At 38.9% G+C, this 24,931-nt stretch carries 17 protein-coding genes; 9 read left to right on the top strand and 8 right to left on the bottom strand.

Going from position 1 to position 24,931, the window contains the following annotated elements; translation table 11 throughout:
• Nucleotides 1–124 precede the first annotated feature (124 nt).
• Nucleotides 125–3,490: a transcription-repair coupling factor gene (mfd, locus tag RCC89_02155; protein ID WMJ71979.1), complete on the bottom strand. Its 3,366-nt coding sequence runs from the start codon at nucleotides 3,488–3,490 to the stop codon at nucleotides 125–127.
• Between the two features lie 422 nt (nucleotides 3,491–3,912).
• Between mfd and RCC89_02150 the strand changes: the two genes are divergently transcribed.
• From RCC89_02150 to RCC89_02140, 3 genes are all read left to right on the top strand, one after another.
• Entirely contained in the window at nucleotides 3,913–5,382 is a 1,470-nt protein-coding gene (locus RCC89_02150) for an OmpA family protein (GenBank protein ID WMJ71978.1), read from the top strand.
• Between the two features lie 257 nt (nucleotides 5,383–5,639).
• On the top strand, nucleotides 5,640–6,167 hold the full coding sequence (locus tag RCC89_02145; GenBank protein ID WMJ71977.1) for a hypothetical protein: 528 nt from the start codon (nucleotides 5,640–5,642) through the stop codon (nucleotides 6,165–6,167).
• 17 nt (nucleotides 6,168–6,184) lie between these two features.
• Nucleotides 6,185–7,063: an aldose 1-epimerase family protein gene (locus RCC89_02140; GenBank protein ID WMJ71976.1), complete on the top strand. Its 879-nt coding sequence runs from the start codon at nucleotides 6,185–6,187 to the stop codon at nucleotides 7,061–7,063.
• Between the two features lie 2 nt (nucleotides 7,064–7,065).
• Here RCC89_02140 and RCC89_02135 read toward each other — a convergent pair whose 3' ends face one another.
• From RCC89_02135 to RCC89_02125, 3 genes are read right to left on the bottom strand one after another with little or no spacing between them, the layout of a single operon-like run.
• Complete coding sequence (locus RCC89_02135) at nucleotides 7,066–8,571, bottom strand: sigma 54-interacting transcriptional regulator (protein ID WMJ71975.1); 1,506 nt, start codon at nucleotides 8,569–8,571, stop codon at nucleotides 7,066–7,068.
• Between the two features lie 39 nt (nucleotides 8,572–8,610).
• Nucleotides 8,611–9,720 carry a VWA domain-containing protein gene (locus RCC89_02130; GenBank protein WMJ71974.1) on the bottom strand — a complete coding sequence of 370 codons (1,110 nt, stop codon included), beginning with the start codon at nucleotides 9,718–9,720 and terminating at the stop codon, nucleotides 8,611–8,613.
• Between the two features lie 41 nt (nucleotides 9,721–9,761).
• Entirely contained in the window at nucleotides 9,762–10,676 is a 915-nt protein-coding gene (locus RCC89_02125; GenBank protein ID WMJ71973.1) for a YihY/virulence factor BrkB family protein, read from the bottom strand.
• 469 nt (nucleotides 10,677–11,145) lie between these two features.
• Between RCC89_02125 and RCC89_02120 the strand changes: the two genes are divergently transcribed.
• Genes RCC89_02120 through ilvB form a run of 6 tightly spaced genes read left to right on the top strand, consistent with a single transcriptional unit; the run spans nucleotide 11,146 to nucleotide 18,986 of the window.
• Nucleotides 11,146–12,306, top strand: a complete 1,161-nt coding sequence (locus RCC89_02120) for a 2-isopropylmalate synthase (protein ID WMJ71972.1) — start codon at nucleotides 11,146–11,148, stop codon at nucleotides 12,304–12,306.
• 38 nt (nucleotides 12,307–12,344) lie between these two features.
• Nucleotides 12,345–13,751 (top strand): 3-isopropylmalate dehydratase large subunit, encoded by a 1,407-nt coding sequence (gene leuC, locus RCC89_02115; protein ID WMJ71971.1) that lies wholly within the window; start codon nucleotides 12,345–12,347, stop codon nucleotides 13,749–13,751.
• A gap of 9 nt (nucleotides 13,752–13,760) precedes the next feature.
• Nucleotides 13,761–14,366, top strand: a complete 606-nt coding sequence (gene leuD, locus RCC89_02110) for a 3-isopropylmalate dehydratase small subunit (GenBank protein ID WMJ71970.1) — start codon at nucleotides 13,761–13,763, stop codon at nucleotides 14,364–14,366.
• 29 nt (nucleotides 14,367–14,395) lie between these two features.
• Nucleotides 14,396–15,478: a 3-isopropylmalate dehydrogenase gene (gene leuB, locus RCC89_02105; GenBank protein ID WMJ71969.1), complete on the top strand. Its 1,083-nt coding sequence runs from the start codon at nucleotides 14,396–14,398 to the stop codon at nucleotides 15,476–15,478.
• Nucleotides 15,479–15,536: 58 nt separating this feature from the next.
• Nucleotides 15,537–17,216: a dihydroxy-acid dehydratase gene (ilvD, locus tag RCC89_02100; protein ID WMJ71968.1), complete on the top strand. Its 1,680-nt coding sequence runs from the start codon at nucleotides 15,537–15,539 to the stop codon at nucleotides 17,214–17,216.
• Nucleotides 17,217–17,261: 45 nt separating this feature from the next.
• Nucleotides 17,262–18,986, top strand: coding sequence for a biosynthetic-type acetolactate synthase large subunit (ilvB, locus tag RCC89_02095; GenBank protein ID WMJ71967.1), 1,725 nt, complete (start codon nucleotides 17,262–17,264; stop codon nucleotides 18,984–18,986).
• A gap of 60 nt (nucleotides 18,987–19,046) precedes the next feature.
• On the opposite strand, the gene RCC89_02090 is transcribed toward ilvB, so the two are convergent.
• The 4 genes from RCC89_02090 to RCC89_02075 form a co-directional block, all read right to left on the bottom strand.
• Entirely contained in the window at nucleotides 19,047–20,978 is a 1,932-nt protein-coding gene (locus RCC89_02090; protein WMJ71966.1) for a hypothetical protein, read from the bottom strand.
• A gap of 1,943 nt (nucleotides 20,979–22,921) precedes the next feature.
• Nucleotides 22,922–23,455 carry an integrase core domain-containing protein gene (locus tag RCC89_02085; protein ID WMJ71965.1) on the bottom strand — a complete coding sequence of 178 codons (534 nt, stop codon included), beginning with the start codon at nucleotides 23,453–23,455 and terminating at the stop codon, nucleotides 22,922–22,924.
• Nucleotides 23,452–24,294, bottom strand: coding sequence for an IS3 family transposase (locus RCC89_02080; protein WMJ71964.1), 843 nt, complete (start codon nucleotides 24,292–24,294; stop codon nucleotides 23,452–23,454). The genes RCC89_02085 and RCC89_02080 overlap by 4 nt, the downstream gene beginning before the upstream one ends.
• On the bottom strand, nucleotides 24,294–24,611 hold the full coding sequence (locus tag RCC89_02075) for a transposase (GenBank protein WMJ71963.1): 318 nt from the start codon (nucleotides 24,609–24,611) through the stop codon (nucleotides 24,294–24,296). The genes RCC89_02080 and RCC89_02075 overlap by 1 nt, the downstream gene beginning before the upstream one ends.
• Between the last annotated feature and the right edge of the window lie 320 nt (nucleotides 24,612–24,931).

Raw genomic sequence — 24,931 nt, 5'->3', positions numbered from 1 at the left:
CAATATAAATATTTCTGTTAACGAGTGTATTCACATAAATATTACTTCCCAATGAGTGCTTATCTAACTAATTTTTTGTCTGCACGTTATCGAAAAATAAGTAAAAATATCGATTTATCAAAAATTATTTGATAGAAACTTCTTTACTGGCAGAAATGTTTTCGAGTATTTCAATGGCATCTTCAATACTGGTCACATCGTTAATGATCACCATCGGTTTTTTATTGGCTTCTTTTAGCCTGCATTTTTTAGGATTCGACTGTACGAAGGATAAGATGTTTCCGAAAGTCTCTGATTGGAAATATTCTTCATTGTCTGAATTTCCAAAATAGGCTTTGAGTGCATCATTTTTTAACATTAATTTCTCAAAACCTAGTTTTTGAGCCATCCAACGAAGCTCTACTGTTTTGGTCAGGTCTTCTACTTCCGGCGGCATCGGGCCAAACCGGTCTATCAACGACTCTTTGAATTTTTGCAGTTCTGTATCGCTCTTTATATTGTCTAGCGTATTATATAAACTTAGCCTTTCAGAAATATTGGTCACATACTGATCTGGGATAACTACTGCCAAATCTGTTTCTATGACACAGTCAGATACCATATCTTTGAGCTTATCGGTCTCTGGTTGATTGCTGAATAGCTCTTTAAATTCTGTTTCTTTCAGTTCTGAAATCGCTTCATCTAAGATTTTGTGGTACATTTCAAAACCAAGGTCGTTAATAAATCCTGTTTGTTCGGCGCCTAGCAGATTTCCTGCGCCCCGAATGTCAAGGTCTCTCATGGCTACCTTAAAGCCATCTCCCAAATCAGAAAACTCTTCTAATGCACCTAACCTTTTTCTAGAATCAGCAGGAAGCGTGACTGCTGGTGGTGTGAGTAGATAGCAAAAGGCTTTTTTATTGGAGCGCCCTACCCTACCCCGCATTTGGTGCAGGTCAGACAAGCCAAACATGTGGGCACGGTTGATGATAATAGTATTGGCATTGGGAATGTCTAAACCAGACTCTATAATATTGGTAGAAACCAGAATGTCATATTCTCCGTCTACAAATTTCATCATTATTTTTTCCAGCTTCTCCCCTTCCATTTGTCCGTGTGCTACCGCTACTTTAGCATCTGGAACCAGTTTGGTTATTTTATAGGCGACTTCTTCAAGGTCTTTGATTCTATTGTGCACGAAAAATACCTGCCCGCCTCTTTTTATTTCATTGCTTACAGCGTCCCTGATAACTTCATCATTGAAAACATGGATTTCTGTGGTTACTGGTTGCCTGTTTGGAGGAGGGGTAGCTATCACCGAAAGGTCGCGCGCACCCATAAGTGAAAAGTGCAAGGTTCGAGGTATAGGTGTGGCAGTAAGTGTCAACGTGTCTACGTTAACTCTTAATTCTTTAAGCTTTTCTTTTACTTTTACCCCAAACTTTTGTTCTTCGTCAATGACCAGCAGGCCTAAGTCTTTGAATTTAATATCTTTGCTAATTAACCTGTGGGTTCCTATTAGAATGTTGGTTTTCCCCTCTGCCACTCTTTTGAGGGTTTCCTTTATCTGTTGAGTTGTTTTAAAGCGGTTTACATACTCAATCGTACAGGGCAAATTTTCTAGTCTACTCTTGAATGTTTTATAATGTTGCATGGCAAGTATGGTCGTAGGGACAAGTACGGCTACTTGTTTGCTGTCACATACAGCTTTAAAAGCGGCCCTGATGGCAACTTCTGTTTTCCCGAATCCTACATCGCCACAGACCAGACGGTCCATAGGGTGTGGCTGTTCCATATCTTGTTTTACGTCGGCAGTTGCCTTGGCTTGGTCGGGCGTGTCTTCATAGATAAAGGAAGACTCCAGCTCTGCCTGTAAATAACCATCTTTTGAATAAGCGTATCCAGGTGCGGCCTTACGTCTGGCGTATAGGCTGATCAGTTCTTTGGCAATATCTTTTACCCTGCTTTTTGCCTTTTTCTTTTTAGCCTCCCAGTCTCCAGAACCCAGTTTACTCATAGATGGCGCCGGCCCCTCTCCTGCACTGTATTTCGAAATTTTGTGGAGGGAGTGGATGCTAATCAAAAGCACATCGTCGTCTCTGTAAATAAGGCGTATAGCTTCTTGCTGCTTTCCACCTATATCTACTTTTTCAAGTCCTGCAAACCTTCCTATTCCATAATCTTGGTGTGTTATGTAGTCGCCGGGAGATAGGCTTTTGAGTTCTTTAAGGGTAATTGACTTTGACTTTGTTTGGCGTTCTTTGGTTTTGTACCTGTGGTACCGCTCAAAAATTTGGTGGTCAGTAAAACAGGTAATTTTGTTTTCCTCATCTGTAAACCCTTCACGTAAAGATAAATTTAGCGGGTTGAATTTTAGAAAAGGATCAATTTCCTCAAAAATTGCCGTTAGTCTGTCTAATTGCTGATGTGAGTCAGAGACAATTATGTTTGTATAGTTTTTTTCCTGATAGTCACGTAAAGTTTCGCTCAGGAGGTTAAAGTCTTTGTTGAAAGAAGGCTGTGGTCCTGCATTAAATTCGTAAGTTTCCGCATTTTTATGTTTGAATTGGCGACCAAACTCAATAATTTGAAGCTTTAATATAGCTTTTTCAAAAGAGTCTTTGGTTTCGAATAATATTTCAGGCTTGGTTATTAATGCTGAATTACCAGTGGTTTTCTGCATCTCTTCATAGGTAGACGCTATTCCTTCATATTGTTTTTCAATAGTATCCAATGCATGTTGGATATCTTTGAACCATAAAATGCTGTCAGAAGGAATAAAGTCCAGAAAAGACTCACGTACTTCCAAAGATAGCTTTTCCTGAACATTAGGAATTAGGCTGAAGGATTTTTTATTCTCTACTGATAATTGGGTTTCAGGGTCAATTATCCTTATACTTTCTACTTCGTCATCAAAAAGCTCTAAACGGTATGGTAGGTCATTTGCGAAAGAAAATATATCAATAATCCCCCCACGTATGGCAAACTGGCCTGCTTCATATACAAAATCAGCTATTTCAAAATTATAGGAAGTCAGCAATTCGGATAAAAAGTTTATATCCAACTTATCTCCTAAATTGACCTTGAAAGTATTTTCTATTAAAGACTTTTTGTTAATTACCTTTTCGGTGAGCGCTTCTGGGTAAGTAACTATTATAGCATGAGGGTTATCGTTCAACCTGTTGAGCACTTCAGCACGCATAACCACATTCGCATTGTCTGTTTCTTCATATTTCCATGCTTTTTTGTATGAAGCCGGAAAAAGTAACACCTCTTGGTCAGGCAGCAATCCCTGTAAGTCATTTTGAAAATAAAAAGCTTCTTCTTTTTCGTGGAGAACAAAGACAAAGCTTTTTTTCAAGCTTGTATATAAGGTAGCAGAAATTACACTGTCCAAGCTTCCGATAAGACCTTTTAACCGTAGTCGTGAAATGCCGTTTTCTACTTTGTTAGCAAGTGTCTTTACTTGCAGGTCTTCCTTATAAATATTTATCAGATCCTTAGCTTTCAAAATCAGGGTATTGTGTTTAATTATGCAAATATATAGTGTATAGGCTTAAAAATTGACTCAAATGGCAAATTTACATATAAATAAGCTTTCATTTGTCCATTTTGTTCCTTTCTGATTTGTGATTTTATTCATAAAGCTCAAAAGAGCTGTGGAAGGCTCCTACCTGATATATAGGAAAGAAAATTAGGTTTTATAGGGATCTGCTGAAAAAATCACAATACGCATGGGCTTATATAAAGATGTACTGGAATATGACTATGAGCCAGTTTTGCTGTTTTGTCAATTCCTAAAATCTATTTATTTATGTGTTTAATGATCAATATCAATAGAAATAAGTTCTTTTAATTTAGCTCCAAAACCTTTGCTTTTTTAATAACATTATAAATTTTTCGCCGGTTGTACTAATATAATGGTTACAGCTTATGGAAAGATTAGAGGCGTTAGGATGGTTAATATTAGGAATGGTTTCATGGCTGTCAATTGGGTGCAGCAACAGCAATTTGTCCAATTATCAGGAATATCATAAGCCAAGTTCAGATTCAGCTTTATCAGTTATAGACTCCTTTCATATAACTAGCAATTTGACTTCTGGGCCACACCTTTCAAAGAAAGATTCTGTAGCAAAAGAAGTTTCTGAAATTCGGAGCACGCTTAAGGAGGGGCAAGTCGAACAGGTTGGGGAATCTATAAAGGTCAGCTTTGATTCAGGAATATTTTTTGATGTAGACTCAGACAATCTGACTGCGGAAGCCAAGGAAAATATTTCTGCATTATGTAGGATAATGAGTAACTATGACAATTCCAACCTTTTGATAGAAGGACACACAGATTTTACCGGCCCAGTTGATTATAACCAGAACCTTTCAGAGAGAAGGGCCAAGTCAGTGGCTTCTTCCATTGCAGCGTGCGGCATAGATCGGGATCATATAAAGATAAAAGGTCATGGCGAATTGAAACCAGTGGCCGACAACCATACACCAGATGGGAGACAACGTAACCGAAGGGTTGAAATCATAATTATGGGCGATACTGCTGAGAATTCGCTATATAGAACAGATGAAATTGTTGTTAGCAGTAACGATTCACTTTGTTTTTATCCGCCATCATCTTCTTCAGATTTGGCTAGACAGTTATGTGATTCTTGGCAAGGAAAGCTGACGGATGAAATTTATCCAAATGCTACAGGAGTGTTTGACAATCCTGTGGTGACCAATCTAGAATCGGATGAATACTCATATAAGGTATATGAAGGTTCTGGAAATGAACCAAATGTATCGGAGATTAAGCTCAAAGGTACCATATACGATTCTAAAACGAAAGAACCTATTTCGGCTACGCTTGTCTTAAAGGTACTTCCTGGAGGCGCACTTTTTAATAATATAGACTCTGATTCGGGTTCTTATTCGGTCATGTTGCCATCTGGAGGGCACTATGGATTTATGGCAAAGGCTGAAGGCTATATCCCTAAACATGATAATCTATATGTACCAGAGGGACATAAATACACTGAGGTTGTTCAAGACATGTATTTAACACCTGTTGAGGTGGGTCAGGCCATTAATCTTAACAATGTCTTTTTTAAGCAAAGCCGTGCAGAATTGCTGCCTTCTTCTTATCCGGAGTTGGATGAAGTGGTTGAAATGCTGCAGGCAAACCCTAAAATGGCTATTCAGCTTAATGGTCATACGGACAATCAAGGAAATCCTTATTTAAACCAGCAATTGTCTGAAGATCGGGTTGAAGCTATTAAAGACTATTTTGTAGCAAAAGGCATTAGCCCTCATCGTATACAGCTAGAAGCCTACGGGGGTAGCAGACCAATAGCCAGTAACGAACATGAGGAAACCAGAAAGTTGAATAGAAGGGTGGAAATAGTCATCTTGCGCCACTGAGAGTGGGTGTGTGCAATAGGATTTGACATGATTGGCAAAAAATCATTATAGTTGGTGTAGTACCTGTTATATTGGTGATCAAGGTAGTATGCCATTAAATAAGTAATCCTATTGCACATTATAATTTTGTATTAGCATGCATGATTCATTTTATAATGTAGCTTACTTTTTCCGCAGATTTAAATTTTTACCTTAGGTTTAATTTTAATGTCAGAACATCTTTTTTTATATTTACTTATTCACAATGAAGCTAGCATATGCATAAAGTATTTCTTGTTCTTTTCTTAACAACAATTTTATTCTCTTGTAGAAATTTAAGAGAGGATATAACTACATTTTCTATACAGGAATCATCTACGTTTGAGATAGAGCCAGTCACAGGGGTCGATGTTCCAATAGTTATTACTTCTATACCTGTAGAAACATCTGCCAGCGAAAGTTTTGAACAAGAGGGTGTGACCCGGGATAATATTGAAGAAATACGACTGATGAGCATGAGTCTCATAATGCTCGATCCGCCTGAACATACATTTAATTTTGTAAAATCATTAGAGTTAACTATTGTTGCAGATGGTTTGCCAGAGCGGAAATTGGCATATCACCATGATGTGCCTCGTGATGTTACTGATTTTGACTTAGAGATAACGGGTGAAAACCTTGATGAGTATCTAAAAAAAGATAAGTTTTACCTGAATGTGTCGACAACTTCCAGAGTGATGTTCGATGAAAAGTTGCAGATAAAAGCAGATATGATTTTTAATGTAAGGGCAAAAATCTTTAATTAGGGGTAATTTTACATTTTATGGTTGAAAGTATAGAAAATAAAATTCTTCAGATAACTGTACGTCCGAGTGGCGCAGAGCTGGTAAGTGTTAGAAATAAGAAAAACGACCGGGAATACCTCTGGCAGGGAGATCCTCAATTTTGGGCTCGCCGCGCTCCGGTGCTTTTCCCTATTGTAGGCAAAGCAAACAATAACCAAATCAAAGCTGAAGGACAGGTTTTCGATATGCCTCAACATGGTTTGGCAAGAAATAGCTTGTTCAGCCTTACTTCTAAAACTGAAAATTCCCTTACATACACGCTTTTCTCTAATGAAGAGTCGCTGAAAAATTACCCTTATCAGTTTAAGTTTGATATAACTTATACATTAGAAGAAAATAAGGTTAATGTATCTTATCGTATTGAAAATACGGACGATAAAAAAATATGGTTTTCTGTAGGTGGACACCCAGCTTTTAACTGCCCTCTTTTGCCAGGAGAAAAATTTGCAGATTATTATATAGAATTTGAACAAGAAGAAAATGCGGAAAGGCATTTATTGTCAGAGGGGTTGTTTAATGGAAAAACTGAAACCATACTTGATAATTCTAAAGAGCTAAAACTTTCGGAAGAGCTTTTTGAGAAAGATGCTATAGTTCTAAAAAATTTAAAGTCTTCAAAAGTATACTTAAAGAGTAAAAGGTCTGATTATTTCCTTGAGTTTTCTTTTGAAGGTTTTCCTTACTTTGGTATTTGGACAAAAGGAGGAGGTTCTCCTTTTATTTGTTTAGAACCGTGGTATGGTCTGGCAGATACAAAAGATTTCAAAGGAGAGTTGAACCAAAAAGAAGGTATACTCTCCCTTGAAAAAGGTGAAGTTTTTGAGTCAACCTTTAGTTTTAGGTTGGGGGACTACTGAAATCACAGAAAGTCCTCTTCGTCTTCTTCATCATCTGGGTGGCCTGTATTCATTGTAAACATGCCACTCATAAGATCTTTAAATTGAGTCCCTTGCTCAATTCTATGTTTGCTCAACTGTGAAAACTCTGCTAATCCATGAAGGGTGAACTCCATATATAGCAGCAAATCTTTTTCATCCAGCTTAGGGAACAGTTGTTTTACCAAATCCACTAATCCCGGTACGGACATTAATAGCTTTTTGTATTCTTTCTGAGAAATATCTTGGTTTACGTCAATGTGGTTTCCTGCCATAAACCAATCAGTAATTTCCTTATATGGATTGTCTCTTTTGGATTTCTTTATTTTTTCAGGATTTGGGAACAGGTGGTCAAACTCTTTTCTGATTGCTTTTCCGATCAGGTAATAAGCCACATTTGTAATGCCTTCCATTTCTCCTTCATAGACTAATTCCACTTTTCCTGTTATGGAAGGTATAACTCCCAGAATATCGCTTATACGGATAGCTGCTTCATCTTCATTGTTAATGATCATTCTCCTTTCTGCCATGCTATGAAGGTTTTCATAGGCAGAAATGGTCAAACGGGCAGATACACCACTTTTTTGGTCAATGTACTCGCTTTCACGGGCTTCAAAAGCTATTCTCTCAATTAGGTGAATAACTAAGTCGTTTATATGTATGTGTTTTTTTTGAAACTCAGACAAGGCAGACTCCTGCATGGTTATTTCCTTGGAAATATCAATGGTCTGCGGGTAATGTGTGAGTATTTGGCTGTCAATACGGTCTTTAAGAGGAGTAATAATGGATCCTCTGTTGGTATAATCCTCTGGGTTCGCTGTAAATACAAACTGTATATCCAAGGGTAGCCTTAACTTAAAACCTCTTATTTGAATGTCTCCTTCTTGCAGGATATTGAACAGTGCTACCTGAATTCTTGGTTGCAGGTCAGGAAGTTCATTGATAACAAAAATGCCTCTGTGCGAACGGGGTATTAACCCGTAATGGATTACTCTTTCGTCGGCATAGGTTAATTTTAAAGAAGCTGCTTTAATCGGGTCCAGGTCACCTATCAAGTCTGAAACAGAAACATCCGGAGTAGCTAATTTTTCTGTATACCTTTCTTCTCTGTGAATCCATGAAATAGGTGTTTCGTCACCATATTGGTCTATAAGGTCCTTGGCCATTCTGGAAAGTGGCCTTAAAGGATCATCGTTAAGTTCAGTACCAGTGATAATTGGTATATACTCATCTAACAGGTTGACCATTAGCCTGGCCAAACGAGTTTTTGCCTGTCCCCGCAATCCTAAAAGGATAATATTATGTTTTGACAGAATTGCTGTTTGCAAGTTGGGAATGACAGTATCCTCATACCCCCTTATCCCGTCAAACGGATTTTTTTTATTTCTTAATGCCTGTATCAGGTTGTGCCTCATTTCTTCCTTCACGGAACGTGATGTATAACCTGAACTTTTCAATTGTCCAAGGGTTCGGATCTGTTCAATTTTCATGGTGATACAGTTTTTTTATTAAAAAATGGATTAGTTAGTTTAACCTCTACCCTGCCGGAATGTTTTTCTTCTGTTACGGATAAAGTCTTCAAAAATATATTCTCCCAGTCCATTGAGCGAGCTATAAAAAGCCCGTCCGTTATTGATTTTGGTAAAGTCCCTTACAAATTGTTGCAGATATGGGTCTTTGGCAATCATAAAAGTAGTGACCGGTATAGAAAGCCTTCGGCATTGGGCTGCCATGTTCAGTGTTTTATTGACCACCTTTTTATCAAGCCCAAAGCTGTTTTTATAATATTTTGCCCCTTCTTTCAGGCATGTCGGCTTCCCGTCTGTTATCATAAATATTTGCTTATTGGCTGTTTTTTTTCTCCTAAGAATATCCAAGGCCAATTCTAGCCCTGCATACGTGTTGGTATGGTAAGGGCCAACTTGTAAGTAGGGCAAATCTTTGATTTTTACCGGCCAGGCATCATTTCCAAAAACAATTATATCTAGCGTATCTTTTGGGTACCTGGTTTTGATCAGCTCAGACAGGGCCATAGCTACCTTTTTTGCAGGAGTTATCCTGTCTTCTCCATACAAGATCATCGAATGGGAAATATCAATCATCAGTACCGTAGAGCTTTGGGTCTTATGCTCACGTTCCTGTATTTCCAGATCATCATGGGTGAGTTTAAATTCGTCTATTCCATGATTGACCTGTGCATTGTGAATGGAGCTGGTCATATCTATGGCATCGAGCGTATCGCCAAACTGGTACGGTCTTGTGTCAGGTGTAGATTCATCGCCACTGCCTGTATGGAATGTTTTGTGACTGCCCTTGTTGCCTTTTTTCAGTTTACCAAAAATTTCTTCCAGTGCGTTTTTCCTAATTGTTTGCTCTGTTTTGGCTGTTACCTCAAATTGGCCTTCTTCATTTTTATCAGTCAGATAACCTTTTTTCTTGAGATCTTCTATAAAATCTCCCATGCCGTAATTCTCGTCGGTAAGGTTATGCTGGCGGTCAAGCTCGTTCATCCAGTCCATTGTTTCTTGAACATTGCCGGATGTATGGTTCAGTAATTCAAAGAAAAGTTTTGAAAGCTTTTCAAATTCAGACTTTCCATCGTTGTTGTTCAGATATTTTGAAAATCTTATTCCTGCCATCAGTAAAGTTTCAGTATAAGTTAATAACAGACTCAGCTATGTTAGGGTTTGTTTTCTTTTGATACTTCTTTTATTTCAACTTCCATTGCTTCTTTAGTAGGCTTTACCCCGTTGCCTAGTTCAGTTGCATAGGCCCAGGTAAATTGTGCGCCCAAAAGCATAATAGTTGAAGAATAATATACCCATACCAAAAGCAGCACAAGTGCTCCTGCTGCCCCATAAGTTGTGTCAAGTTCAGATTCAGATAAATAAAGCCCTATTAAAAACTTTCCTAATACAAAAAGAAATGTGGTAATCAAGGCTCCGACCCAAATATCTTTCCACCTAACTTTTGCATCGGGCAAAACCTTATATATAAGGCCAAATATTAAAGCAGTAACACCTAAAGATATGATAATGTTAATAGTATTTACCAGATAAACGGTAAACTCTTCTAATAGGTCACGGATAAAGTTTTGTAAAGCTACTACAGCCACATTTACGGTAAGAGAAACCAGTAAGAGAAAGCCCAGGCTTATGACCATGGCAAAAGACAGTACCCTGTCCTTAATAAGCTTTACCAATCCTGTTGATGGTTTTGGCCTGATATGCCATAGACTGTTCAAAGAATCTTGCATGGCAATAAACACCGTTGTGGCGCTAAAGAGTAAAGTGGCTAATCCGACAAATGTTGCGAACTCCGTAGCCTCCGACTGGACGGCATTTTCCAGTACATTTTGTACCTGTATAGCAGTTTGCCGCCCTAAAGTCTCATCTATTTGATTGGCCAGTTCTCCTTGTACAGCTTCTTCCCCCCAAGCATAGCCAGCAATATTTATTATAATTAATAGTATTCCTGGCAAGGAAAAAATAGTATAAAACCCTATAATTGCAGCATAATTGAGCGGATTGGCTTTAAAAAATTCTGTAAAGGTTAATTTTACAACTCTTATGATGTTTTTCAAATATGATTTCATATCATACGTTTTGATTTAACCTGAAATATGCATTAGATTTTCTATTGCGTGGCAAAATAACTTCAAATCAGACGCTTCGCTCGCATTTGGTTTTTAACCATAGAACCACTATGCTTTGCAAACCAAATACGCTGATTTTTTGTTCTTTTGCCACTCATAACGAAATCTAATACATAATCCAGGTTTAAAGCATGTAAGTACATAGTAAAAAGACCAACCAGGTGCACTTGGAAAAAAAATTTTTGTAAATAACCCTTATTAAATATAAATCCTTAAATTTGTATTTAAGGTGAGATTGTGCATAGACCCTCTGGCGGGTTATCAGAATTTTTTCTCATTGATAACAGAACATGCTGTGCATGACTGTTGTCATTTATACATAATATATATTCAGCCATTCTCAACTCGCGGGAATGGTTTTTTGTTAAAAACTAGGAATAAAAAGGAAACCCCATAATTTTAAATTTTTATGGCAGATAAAGTTTATGTCTTTGATACAACCCTAAGAGATGGAGAGCAGGTGCCGGGGTGTCAGTTGAATACAGAAGAAAAAATTATAGTAGCCAAAGCTTTAGAAGAGCTTGGGGTTGATATAATTGAAGCAGGATTCCCGATTTCTAGTCCTGGAGACTTTAATTCGGTGGTTGAAATTTCCAAAGCTGTTTCTGAACCTGTAATATGTGCCCTAACACGTGCTAAAGAAATGGATATTGATAGTGCTGTAGAGGCACTGAAGTATGCCAAAAGGAAGAGGATTCATACAGGTATCGGAAGCTCTGATATGCACATCCAATACAAGCTCCGCTCAACCAGGGAAAAAATTCTGGAACAGGGAGTCGCTGCTGTAAAATACGCTAAGAAACATATAGAAGATATTGAATTTTACTGTGAAGATGCAGGACGTGCCGATATCAAGTTCTTGGCTCAAATGGTTGAAGCTGTGATTGCTGCGGGTGCTACTGTGGTCAATATTCCTGATACTACCGGGTATACGCTTCCTTGGCAATTCGGTGAAAGAATAAAGTATTTGATGGACAACGTCAAAAACATTGACAAAGCCATTATATCTGTACATTGCCACAATGACTTGGGCGTAGCTACTGCCAATGCCGTGGCCGGATTGGTAAACGGTGCCCGTCAGGTAGAAACTACCATCAACGGAATTGGAGAAAGAGCAGGCAATACCTCACTGGAAGAGGTAGCCATGATCATCAAATGCCACCAGTCATCATTGAATCTTGAAACCAAGATCAATACTAAGAAACTATATCCTACCAGCCAATTGGTATCACGCCTTATGCGTATGCCGGTGCAAGCTAACAAAGCCATAGTGGGTAAAAATGCTTTTGCGCATTCTTCAGGTATACATCAGGATGGCTTCTTGAAGCACAGGGAAAACTATGAAATCATAGATCCAGCTGATGTGGGTGCAGACGCCTCTTCTATTGTACTTACCGCTAGGAGCGGAAGGGCTGCCTTGCTTCATAAAGTAGAAAACTTGGGCTATAAAGTCACTAAAGATGAGCTTGATGTGCTGTATAAGCATTTCCTCGATTTGGCAGATAAGCTAAAGCAGGTAGAAGATGATGATTTGCAAAAGCTTCTCGATGAAGCTGAATTCATAAAATAATTTCTCCCTTATTCTTATTTCTCTAAAGACTATTAAAAGTGGGTAAAACATTATTTGAAAAAATCTGGGACGAGCACGTTGTAACAAAAATCAAAGGTGGCCCGGACGTCCTTTATATTGATAAACAGTTTATTCATGAGGTAACCAGCCCTCAGGCATTTGCCGGTCTTGAAAAAAGGGGTATCCCCGTATTCAGGAAGAACGGGATATTGGCAACAGCGGATCATAATGTTCCGACTAAAGATCAACATTTACCTATAAAAGAGCCTCTATCCAGATTTCAGGTTGAAAAATTGACCGAAAACTGTGAGAAATTTGGTGTTACACTATATGGCCTTGGTCACCCTTATCAGGGTATTGTACATGTCATAGGTCCAGAACTCGGTGTGACACTTCCAGGTATGACCATCGTTTGTGGTGACAGTCATACATCTACACATGGTGCTTTTGGCTCTATTGCTTTCGGTATTGGAACAAGTGAAGTTGAGCAAGTAATGGCGACACAATGCCTGATGCAATCCAGACCTAAGACCATGAAAATTGAGGTCACAGGTTCTCTTGCTAAAGGTGTTACTTCAAAAGATATCATCTTATATATCATCTCTAAAATTTCTGCCAGTGGCGGTAATGGTTATTTTGTAGAATATACAGGTTCTGCTATTAAGGAACTTTCTATGGAAGCCAGAATGACCATTTGCAATATGAGCATTGAAATGGGTGCACGTGGTGGATTCATTGCTCCTGATGAGACTACTTTTGAGTACATCAAGGGAAGGGAGTTTGCTCCTAAGGGAGAGGATTTTGACCAAGCTGTTGAATACTGGAAAACACTATATTCGGATGAAGACGCTGAATTTGACAAGGTGTATACCTTCGATGGCAATGATATAGAACCAATGATTACTTACGGTACCAATCCTGGAATGGGTATTAAAATCACTGGGAAAGTTCCTAATGTGCAAGATATTAAAGAAGAAAGCAATAAAGCGTCTTTTTGCAAATCTTTGGATTACATGGGACTGGAGCCAGGATCTCAGTTGCTGGATAAGGAGGTTAATTATGTATTTATCGGAAGTTGTACCAACTCCAGGATTGAAGACTTGAGACAGGTAGCAGATTTTGTAAGGGGTAAAAAGAAAGCCGATAATATTCATGCGCTTATTATTCCTGGATCAAAGCAAGTGGAAGCACAGGCCAAGAAGGAAGGGCTGGACAAAATTTTTACAGAAGCCGGTTTTGAGCTTCGTGAACCTGGATGTTCTGCCTGCTTGGGTATGAATGAGGACAAAGTTCCAAAAGGCGAATATTGTGTTTCTACTTCCAACAGGAACTTTGAAGGACGTCAAGGGCCAGGCGCTAGAACTTTTCTTGCCAGTCCACTGACTGCGGCAGCTACCGCTATTAAAGGAAAGATATCAGATATCAGAGCTTTTGACATTAACTAAGATTGCCAAATGGATAAATTCATAAAAATAAAATCTACTGTTGTTCCTGTAGCAATAGACGATATAGATACAGATCAAATTATTCCCGCAAGGTTTCTTAAAGCGACTACTAGAGAAGGCTTCGGCGATAACTTATTTAGGGACTGGAGATATGACGACAATGGTCAGCCTAAAAAGGATTTCGTACTAAATGATCCTAAATACAAAGGTGAAATACTTGTAGGCGGTAAAAACTTTGGTTGTGGTTCCAGTAGGGAACATGCTGCTTGGGCCATACATGACTATGGTTTTAAGGTAGTTGTTTCTAGTTTTTTTGCAGATATTTTCAAAAATAATGCATTGAATAATGGTCTGCTTCCTGTGCAGGTTTCTCAAGCTTTTTTAGATGAGATATTTAAAACTGTAGAGAAAGACCCATCGGCGGAACTTGTAGTTGACCTTGAAAACCAAAAAATTGAAAATACGGTAACGGGCAACTCAGAATCTTTCGAGATCAATGAATATAAAAAAACCTGCCTGATGAAAGGCTATGATGATATTGATTATCTTCTAAGCATCAAGGATAAAATTGAGGAGTATGAAAAAGGAAGCAAATATTTAAAAATCGTTTCCTGATTCTTTTTAATATTAAATATTTACAAACCATGGAGAAGAATATTGCGGTACTTAAAGGTGATGGTATAGGTCCTGAAGTTACCAACCAGGCGATTAAAGTATTAAAGGCAGTTGAGGAAGTATACGGACATAAGTTTAACTATACTGAAGCTTTAATAGGTGCAACTGCTATAGATGCTACAGGAAACCCTTTTCCTGAAGAAACTTTTAAAGTTTGCCAAGATTCGGATGCTATTCTGTTTGGGGCTATTGGCCATCCAAAGTATGACAATGACCCTAATGCTCCAGTTAGACCAGAGCAAGGGCTTTTGGCAATGAGAAAAAGCCTTAACTTATTTGCTAACTTAAGACCTATCAATACCTATAAGATTCTAGCTGATGCTTCTCCCCTACGTGCTGATTTGGTAGATGGTGTTGACTTTTTGGTATTTCGTGAATTGACAGGTGGGATATATTTCGGGCAGCCTAGAGGTCGTTCGGAAGACAAAAATGTTGCTTTTGACTCTTGTGTGTATTCTAAAGAAGAAATTCTTAGGGTAACCAAATTAGCTTTTGACGCTGCTTATAAAAGAAGGAAAAAAGTTACTTTGGTTGACAAAGCAAATGTTCTTGCTACTTCTCGCTTATGGAGGGAAACGGTAAAAGAATATGCCAAAGATCATCCTGAGATCGAGCTGGACTTTATGTTTGTAGATAACGCAGCTATGAAGATTATCCAAAACCCTGGATATTTTGATGTAGTGCTTACAGAAAACATGTTTGGCGATATCATTACCGATGAAGCATCTGTAATTACAGGCTCTTTGGGAATGCTGCCTTCTGCCTCAGTAGGTGATAAGACCGCGCTATATGAGCCAATTCACGGTTCTTATCCAGAAGCTGCAGGACTAAATATAGCGAACCCGTTAGGAGCGATTCTTTCTGCTGCTATGCTTCTTGATACTTCTTTTGGCTTTATCGACGAAGCGGCTTCTATCCGTACGGCAGTTGAAGAGGCGCTAAACGGTGGATTTGTTACTAAAGACATTAATCCAAATAAATACTACACCACTGATGAGGTTGGAGATAAAATCGCTACCCTTATCAAAGAAAAGAAGACCCTTTCAGTATAATCTCAATTAATTCATTATAGGCAGGAATTTACTCCTGCCATTCTTTTTTTATTGGATCATGGAAAATAAGATTAATAAAGTAAGCTGCAGACTTACAGAGGATATCACACAGCCTGCATCTCAAGCTATGATGTATGGTGCTGGGTTTACTGAAGAGGATATGCACAAAGCGCAAGTGGGTATTGCTAGCTCTGGGTATGAAGGAAATACCTGTAATATGCATCTTAACCAATTGGCTGTTTATGTCAAAGAAGGCGTTAAAGATGCAGGGCTTAAGCCGCTTCAATTCAATACTATAGGTGTAAGTGACGGGATGAGTATGGGTACAGACGGAATGAGATATTCTCTTGTATCGCGTGAAGTTATTGCTGACTCTATCGAAACCATCTCAGGTGCACATTTCTATGATTCTTTGGTAACCATAATGGGCTGTGACAAAAATATGCCTGGTGCCATTATAGCCATGTGCAGGTTGAACAGGCCAGGTTTGATGGTTTATGGTGGTTCTATACGTTCTGGTAATTATAAAGGTGAAAAGCTTAATATCGTTTCTGCATTTGAAGCTTTGGGTAAAAAGTATGCGGGACAAATAAGCGAGGAAGACTATAAAGGCGTTATTATGAACGCCTGCCCTGGTGCAGGGGCATGTGGTGGTATGTATACTGCCAATACTATGGCATCTGCTATAGAAGCGATGGGTATGAGTTTGCCGTTTAGTTCTTCGGCCGTAGCTACCAGTGATAAGAAACGTGAAGAATGTCATGCAGCAGGTGCGGCTGTAAGGCACCTTTTGCTAAATGATATCAAACCTAAAGATATCATTAATTATAAATCTATTTCAAATGCTGTAAGAGTAGCTATGCTTCTGGGTGGGTCTACAAACTTGATTTTGCATTTCTTGGCTATTGCCAAAGCGGCTGATGTTAAGTTTACCCTCAAAGACTTCCAAGAACTTTCTGACAAGACTCCTTTATTGGCGGACCTTAAGCCAAGTGGTAAATATATGATGGAGGACTTGGACAATATTGGAGGCCTTCCTTCTATTATGAAAATGATGCTAAAAGAAGGCTTGTTGCATGGTGACTGTATGACTGTTACAGGTAAGACATTGGCGGAAAACCTTGCAGAAGCCTCAGACCTTCCATCGGAGCAGGAAATAATCATGGATTTAAGGAACCCTATCAAAAAGAGAGGGCACTTGCAAATGCTTTACGGGAACATTGCTCAAGAAGGTTCTGTTGCAAAAATTACCGGTAAAGAAGGAGAGGTATTTGAAGGCCCTGCCAAAGTGTATGATTCAGAAGAGTCTTTGAATATTGGTATAGGAAAAGGGGAAGTTAAAGCAGGCAATGTCGTTGTGATCCGTTATGTAGGGCCAAAGGGAGCTCCTGGTATGCCAGAAATGTTGAAGCCTACTTCTATGTTAATGGGTGCAGGACTTGGAGATAAAGTAGCCTTGATCACCGATGGACGTTTCTCTGGCGGTACCCACGGTTTTGTTGTGGGTCATATTACTCCAGAGGCAATGGAGGGAGGAAATATTGGTCTTGTAAAAGATGGTGACATCATTAAAATCGATGCAATAAATAATACGCTTGATGTGTTGATAGAAGATGCTGAGCTTGAAAAACGCAGAAAGGAATGGAAGCAGCCTGAATGCAGGGTTAAAAGTGGCGTTCTTTATAAATATTTCCGCACAGTATCATCTGCTTCGGAAGGTTGTGTAACTGACGGTTAAGAAACATTAAATAATAAGGGTGTAGATAAACCTACGGAATCCTATATGAAAGCAAAAATAAAATTAAGAGGTGCTGAATATATTGTAAAGCTCATTGAGCTTCTTGATGCGCAAGATCTGTTTGCCTATCCGGGAGGTGCTATTTTGCCAATCTATGATGCATTGGCATTCAGTAAGCTTAACAGTGTATTGGTACGTCATGAACAAGGTGCAGCTTTTGCTGCCAACGGGTATGCCCGTGTAACCGGAAGACCTGGTTTTTGTCTGGCAACTTCAGGCCCGGGTGCTACAAACCTTGTTACAGGTATTGCAGATGCTTATGCAGACTCTGTTCCAATGGTGGCCATTACCGGTCAGGTTCAGTACCATTTGATTGGTTCAGATGCTTTTCAGGAAACGGATATAACGGGTATATGTATTCCTATTACAAAAAAAACCTACCTTATAACGAAGCTTGAGGATGCTGCTGATATCTTCAAAGAGGCCTATAGGGTATGTATGGAAGGTAGACCAGGGCCAGTATTGATAGATATTCCAAGAAGTGTTCAAGGGAATTTTGTGGAGTTGGATGAGGACTGGGAAAAGGATTTTGTGAAACCTCAGAAGAAGGTTGTCAATAATGTTTCTGCTGAGGATTTAGAAAAAGCCTCAAAGCTTATTTCTGAGGCTAAAAAACCACTTATCATAGCGGGGCATGGTGTGCTTCTTTCTGAAGCATGGAATGAGTTGAGGGATTTTGTCCACAGGGAAAACATTCCTGTAATCAGTACCATTTTGGGAATAGGTGCTATGGAACATGACGATCCTTTGTACTATCAATGGCTCGGCATGCATGGTATGAAATACACCAATGAAGCTGTTCAGGACGCAGACCTTTTAATAGCCTGGGGTATTCGTTTTGATGATAGGATAACCGGTAAACTTGATGAGTTCGCTCCAAATGCCAAAATCATCCATTGTGATATTGATGCCAGCGAGTGCTGTAAAAATGTAAAGACCGAAGTTTTCCTTCATGCAGACCTAAAAGCTGTAATTCCAGCTATTGGTGATACACGTACCGAGGAGAACTGTGGTATCAGGGCTCAATGGATCAGTCATTTGAACAATATGAAGGAGCAGTTCCCTATTTTAAATGCAGACCTATCTGTTTTTAATGAAGTGGCTGCTATAAAAGTACTTGAGCAAAACCTATCTGATGATGCCGTAATTACTACCGATGTAGGACAACATCAGATGTGGGCCGCACAATATATCACACGTTTACAGCCTAATCATTTCTTGACCTCTGGTGGACTAGGATCTATGGGCTTTGGTCTTCCAGCAGCTATGGGTGCGCAAGCTGGGGTACCCGACAAAGAAGTGTGGTGCGTAACCGGTGACGGTTCTTTCCAGATGAACATACAGGAGCTTGTCACTTGTGTGCAGGAGCAGTGGCCAGTTAAGATTCTATTGCTAGACAATGCTTATTTAGGTATGGTACGTCAGTGGCAGGAGCAGTTTTATGCTAAAAACTACTCTGGTGTAGAGCTGCTGAATCCTGATTTTGTCATGTTGGCGAAGGCTTGTGGTGTGGATGCAGTTTGCGCTAATACCACCGAAGAGTTGCAAGAAGCCATAAAACTTGCTAAATCTGTGAAAAAGCCTTTCCTAATTCACGCAAGGGTGTTGAAAGAAGAAAGTGTACTGCCGATGGTAGCACCAAATACTAGTCTGTCACAGACGATATACTATCCTTCAAATCCGGCTGCTAAGAAAGCAAAAGCGGGTTAAGGTATAAAATTTTTTAATAGACTAAAAAAAGGCTGTCTACTCGACAGCCTTTTCTTTTGATTATAGCTTCAGAAGTTTAGCAATTTCGTCAGGGTCTGTTGTCTTTTTTAAGCTCTTTTCTAGTGATTTAGTATTTTGTTCCCTTAGTTCCAGCATGCGGTATTGCAGTTTTTCAAAATTGCCCACATGTGTTTTTAATAGGTAGAAATCACTTTCTTCCTGTAGCTTGTTGACATAATGCTTGAATAAAACCTCAGCAGCTTCATAAAGCTTCTTCTTTTCCCTTTTCCCTTTTTCATTTGTATAAAGCTTATCGGTTTTGTCCATTTCATCATATATGAGAGATAAAGGCTCATATATGTTTTTCATTTCCCTGAGGTAAAGCAGTATTTCTCCACCCTTTAAGATAGACGATTGATAAGTGCCGTCACTATCCATCGCCTTTAGTTTTTCCTCTAGGCCTTTGTATAAAAACTTAACCTGAACCTCCCTGACAAGGTTATGTTCATTTTCCATAGCATGAGTATAACCTTTGTAAAGCGTGTCCACCTTAGCTTTTTTGGCCTCTATGTTTGCTTTTATATTTCTGAACTCTTCCTGCGTTTTTACCTTGTGGACTAATGGTTCTATTTGTTTTATAAATTTATTGACCAAGTTTAACTGGTATGTTAAAATGCTATGAACATTTTCGAAAACAGATAAGCTGTCATTTAATGCTTTAGAATAGTTGATAATGAGCGGATTCTCATTGCTTTCGGAGAGGCTTATAGAATCATGTTTGGCAAAAAGCCCTTTGTTGCTTACATACAGATGATAAGGGTCTGCGTAATAAATAGCTTCGTCAGACGAGATAAATGCTATAAGATCATTCAGTTTTGGCAGGGACGAGCCTAATGAAGAAAAATACTGATAGATAACTTCTAAAGAATCTGACTTATCTCTGTTATCATTAAGGGCTTCGTTTTCTAGTTGTTGTGCGGTTATTTTGTTGAGTTTTTTAAATAATGCGCTTATTTCATTTTTTTTGTTTTCCTGAATATCTGATAAGGAATACTTAAATCTCCTGGTTTTTATAGGAGTCCTGACAAATGAACCATTTTCCATATAGTAAGAAGCATCATATTTGATCACCTCTTTAATAATAGAGTCAAGCAATATATTTCCTTGCGCTTGAGCTATTAACTCTTTTGAATCTGCACCATATCCATCGTTGAACTCTAGTTCAAAAGTTATTCCACTTATACCAAAAGAAGTATCAGGATTATCTTTAAGTGCTTGGAGCTTCTCAATAGCATCATTATATAAAAGGAAGTCTAAGGTATCTTTTTCTATGGCATGTTGTTTCAATACCTCAAGGAGGATTCCGTTATGGTATTTTCTAGTTTCTTTTACCGGCACATCACGGTCATAGTAGTTGAATGTCCAAACAGAATCCATGACACCAGCCTTGTTGGTAAAGCCTACCACTTTAGGATTTTCCTTGCCGTTTACCAAGAAGTTGCCTGTAATATTTCCTTGACGGAAAAGGATGTTTTCAGATAGCAGGTCAGTCTGGGTTTTTCCATCCTTGTAGCTCTCTACTTTCAGACCCCATTCCCCATGAGGGATATTTTCTAAATAAGCTGCCTGTAGTTTAGAGACCCTACTTTTTAAAGAAGTGCTTACTTTCATGTCTTTGACATCATTGATAGTTACCCAGTGATTTTCTTCTTTATAGTCCCATTTCCCACTTTTTTTATTATAATTATAGGTTCCTCTTTGGCTTTTTTTTAAGATGTGGTTTTTATTCTGTTCACCGGTCGACTTTAAAGTCCATTGGAAATCCCCGTCTTTTATTTTTTCTCCTTCATCATTGAGGAAGTATTCAAAAGAAGCATTTCCATTTTCCTGATTATGTTTAAACGCACCCTCGTAAACATTTTTCTCCTGAGCCTGAGTTTGGTAAAACATAAAACCCGAGAGTAAAATCAATAAGCCTTCTTTAACATTCATGCCCAAATAGTAATTGATAAGTTCTGATTATATACCAAACGAAAAGCAAGATAAGATTTTTGTAAATATAAAAGGCTTTTGTTCATTTTTTTAAAGAGCGGCCTCTCTATACACTGCCCCTTTACGCTCACTGTAGCTTGGCTATTTCATTCATCAAGTAAACCCCCGTAATGCTTACTGTAGCTTGTAGCTACAGCACCGTACTATCAAACAAAGGCGTACTACCAGAGGTAGCCTGTGGCTACCAAACGTATTATCTACAAATTAATTGACAATTTTAATGATAATATTCGTGTGTAGCTTCAAGCTACATATTGAAATGTTTAATTAACGTGGATGTTCCGTAGCTAAAAGCTACGGTTAGCAGTGGAGAAAAGCATTTTTTAAGACTATTTCATTCATCAAAATAATTTCAAATCGCCCCACAAGGTCAGCACTTATGCTCACTGTAGCTTGCAGCTACAGAAGCATACCACCAAACAAAGCCATACTACCAGAGGTAGCCTGTGGCTACCAAAACGAATGTACATTTTGTAATGTGTAAATAATACGGAAGTCCGTAGCTAGGAGCTACGGTTAGCAGTGGGGGGGTGAGTGTTATGTTGTTTAGATAAAGTAGAAATTGCTTCCCATTTTCCTTTCCTCCCCTTTACGATGAGGAGGTTGGCGTTAATTGCATTTTTTTTAAAGTTCCTTATTATGTTCTTGGTGATACAATGATCAAAGGAGGTCATAGAGATCCTGAGTTTTGGGATACTATTTTACCTGGATTGTATTGAGGGAGCCAAGATGGACGGTCAATTGGGGAGATTACCTGCTGTATTAACTACCCCCTCTGGTCTAAGATTAGCGATAGCGTATCTTGGACCTAAAACATTGCAAGCTTGTAGCTTGCGTAACGGGAGTTGAGAAAAAAGAAAATGAGAAACCGGGAGGTCTTTTTGAGAGGCTTTCCGGATTTTTTTGTCTGAATCAGGATTTTCAGGATTAGAGAATTAACATCGCTAATCCCACAATAATTTCACAAACCAACCTTCGTTACAGCGAAGTTTCGGGTCAAAATTAAAGAGAAACAGGTATTTACGTACACTGTTTCTCCTTTTAACCTTTAATGCTCACTGTAGCTTGCAGCTACAGCACCGTACTATCAAATAAGCCGTATTGCCAAAGGTAGCTTGCAGCTACCCCAACGTACTATATACCTATTAATACCCATACTATAAACCTTAATGTTATCCTATCCTTAGTATACTAGCTTAAATCCATATAACTACCTCGCTAATCCCACAATAATTTCACAAACCAACCTTCGTTACAGCGAAGTTTCGGGTCAAAATTAAAGAGAAACAGGTATTTACGTACACTGTTTCTCCTTTTAACCTTTAATGCTCACTGTAGCTTGCAGCTACAGCACCGTACTATCAAATAAGCCGTACTGCCAAAGGTAGCTTGCAGCTACCCCAACGTACTATATACCTATTAATACCCATACTATAAACCTTAATGTTATCCTATCTTGAGTATACTAGCTTAAATCCATATAACTACCATTTACTCGCCCCGCTAATCCCACAATAATTTCACAAACCAACCTTCGTTACAGCGAAGTTTGGGGTCAAAATTAAAGAGAAACAGGTATTTACGTACACTGTTTCTCCTTTTAACCTTTAACGCTCACTGTAGCTTGCAGCTACAGCACCGTACTATCATAAAGCCGTATTGCCAAAGGTAGCTTGCAGCTACCCCAACGTACTATATACCTATTAATACCCATACTATAAACCTTAATGTTATCCAAACTTGAGTATACTACCTTAAATCCATATAACTACCATTTACTCGCCCCTTAAACGCTCACTGTAGCTTGCAGCTACAGCAACGTAGTATCAAACAAAGCCGTACTGCCAGAGGTAGCCTGCGGCTACCAAACGTACTACCAGACATCAACACCTCCCACACCCATTACTTTTGTTAAAATTAACCCTTACCTCCCTAGCCTGTCTTGTTTTCTCAGTAAAATCCAGATCTGGAAAAACATCAGTATAAGCTTCCAAAGGCGTACGTCCACCAAGAGAAACATGCGGCCTGACAGAACAATAATCCTCTACCGCAAGAGAAAGACATTCATAAAGCCTTTCACCCGAATCAGGCTCATAATATCTCAGATATCGCTTCATGACCTTGTTCACCGCCTCCACAGGAGAATTAGAAAAAGCAATATCCTTCAGGGCAACCACTTTGGTGATTTCAGGATTCGGAGTAGTTTCAAGCAATTGCGAAATTGTTACCGCATGGTTTTCGCTTCCTCCGTCCGCAACAAGCGTGGCACAGACAAAATCAGAGTAATGGAACTTTATAGACTGTATTGCCATGGCAAGTGCATTTTTAACATTTTCAGCACAGCACCTTTCACCAACACTCCACCCCAGGATATTTCTTGAAAAATTATCAGAAACAAAAACTATAGCACGCTTCAAGCCATCTCGGAGCGTATAAAAAGTAGTACGACATGCAGGAACTGGTTAGGCCTGCTCGAAACAACTCCCTTCAACTTTTCAGGAGACCTTTTGAATACCCTTTTCAGCCCTAAAAGGTTAGCGTATTTGTACCATGTGCTCAAAGAAGCAAACAGCATAGAGTTTCTCCTTGCATAATGCGCAACAGAAGACACCGGCCAGCAGGGAAAGCTAGACAAAAGACCTTTCATTACATTGACCTTGAACTCTTTGCATGCATACTGCACGCCTCTGTCTGAATGAAAAACCAGCTCTTGAAAAACAGGTCTGTTTATCAGTGCCATCCTCCATGCAGGCACTACTGTTTCATATGCATGCATCGAAGTGGACATAGACCATCCTATTATTTTCCTATCATATAAGTCCATAATCATGGTCAGGTATAACCATGCCTCATTTGTCCGGATATAAGTTATGTCTGATACCCATGATTTTGAAGGGCTTTCAGGTTTAAAAGATCTATCAAGAACGTTAGGACTGATGCTAAATCCATGGTTTGAATCAGTTGTGCAGACTTTAAATTTTTTACTTACAACACTCCTGATTCCGTGGTCTTTCATGATCCTGGCAACCCTTGGCCTGGATACTGCAAAACCCTTTTTTCTAAGATCTAATGTAATTCTAGGACTTCCATAGGTACCATTGCTTAACTCATGCACTGTTTTGATTTCCTTTAGCAATATCGCTCTTTGTTGAGCCAGTTTGAGTTGTTTCTCCTTCTTCCACTCATAAAAGCTGTTCCTGGCAACATTAAATGTCCTACACATCTTTTCAACAGCATACTCTTTTCTATGATCCATTATGAATTGGTATATTTGCTGTCTCCCCTGGAAAAGATGCTTACCGCCTTTTTTAGGATTTCCCTTTCAAGCTCAGATTCCTTTAAGGCTTTCCTCAAGGCATGAATTTCTTTTTGTTCTTCTGAAAGGTTCTGTTTCCCATTTCCTGGAAAACTGGCAGCGCCATTCGTCTTCATTTCACGTGACCATCTCCTTACTAAATCAGGACCAATGCCTAATTCTTTCCCAACAGCGGTACTGGTCTTCCCGCTTAAATGCAGCTCTACAGCCATTGTTTTAAATTCGTGGTCATATGACCTTCTTTCTCTTTTACTCATCGTTCCAAATTTAAGAAAAAGAGCTTAACTTACTGTCCTATCAAATATATACATTCCATACCACCAAACAAAGCTGCACTCCCAGAGGTAGCCTGTGGCTACCAAAACGTACTATCTACATATTGTAAAGGGTAAATAATATGGAAGTCCGTAGCCTCCTCTTGTTGGTGTTTTCACCAACAAACCATCCCGCCTGGGCAGCACCCAACATTTTAGCTAATTAAGATGGGCAACATATTAAGCCTTGCAGCAAAAAAAGGGCATCATTTTCTGTCATTTAAAATAAATTATAGCACCAACGGTGCGCAATAAAATAGCTA

Source organism: Cytophagaceae bacterium ABcell3 (assembly GCA_030913385.1).
Taxonomy (GTDB): domain Bacteria; phylum Bacteroidota; class Bacteroidia; order Cytophagales; family Cytophagaceae; genus ABcell3.
Note: the sequence above shows the minus strand (reverse complement) of the source record. Positions and strands in the feature narration are given on the sequence as shown.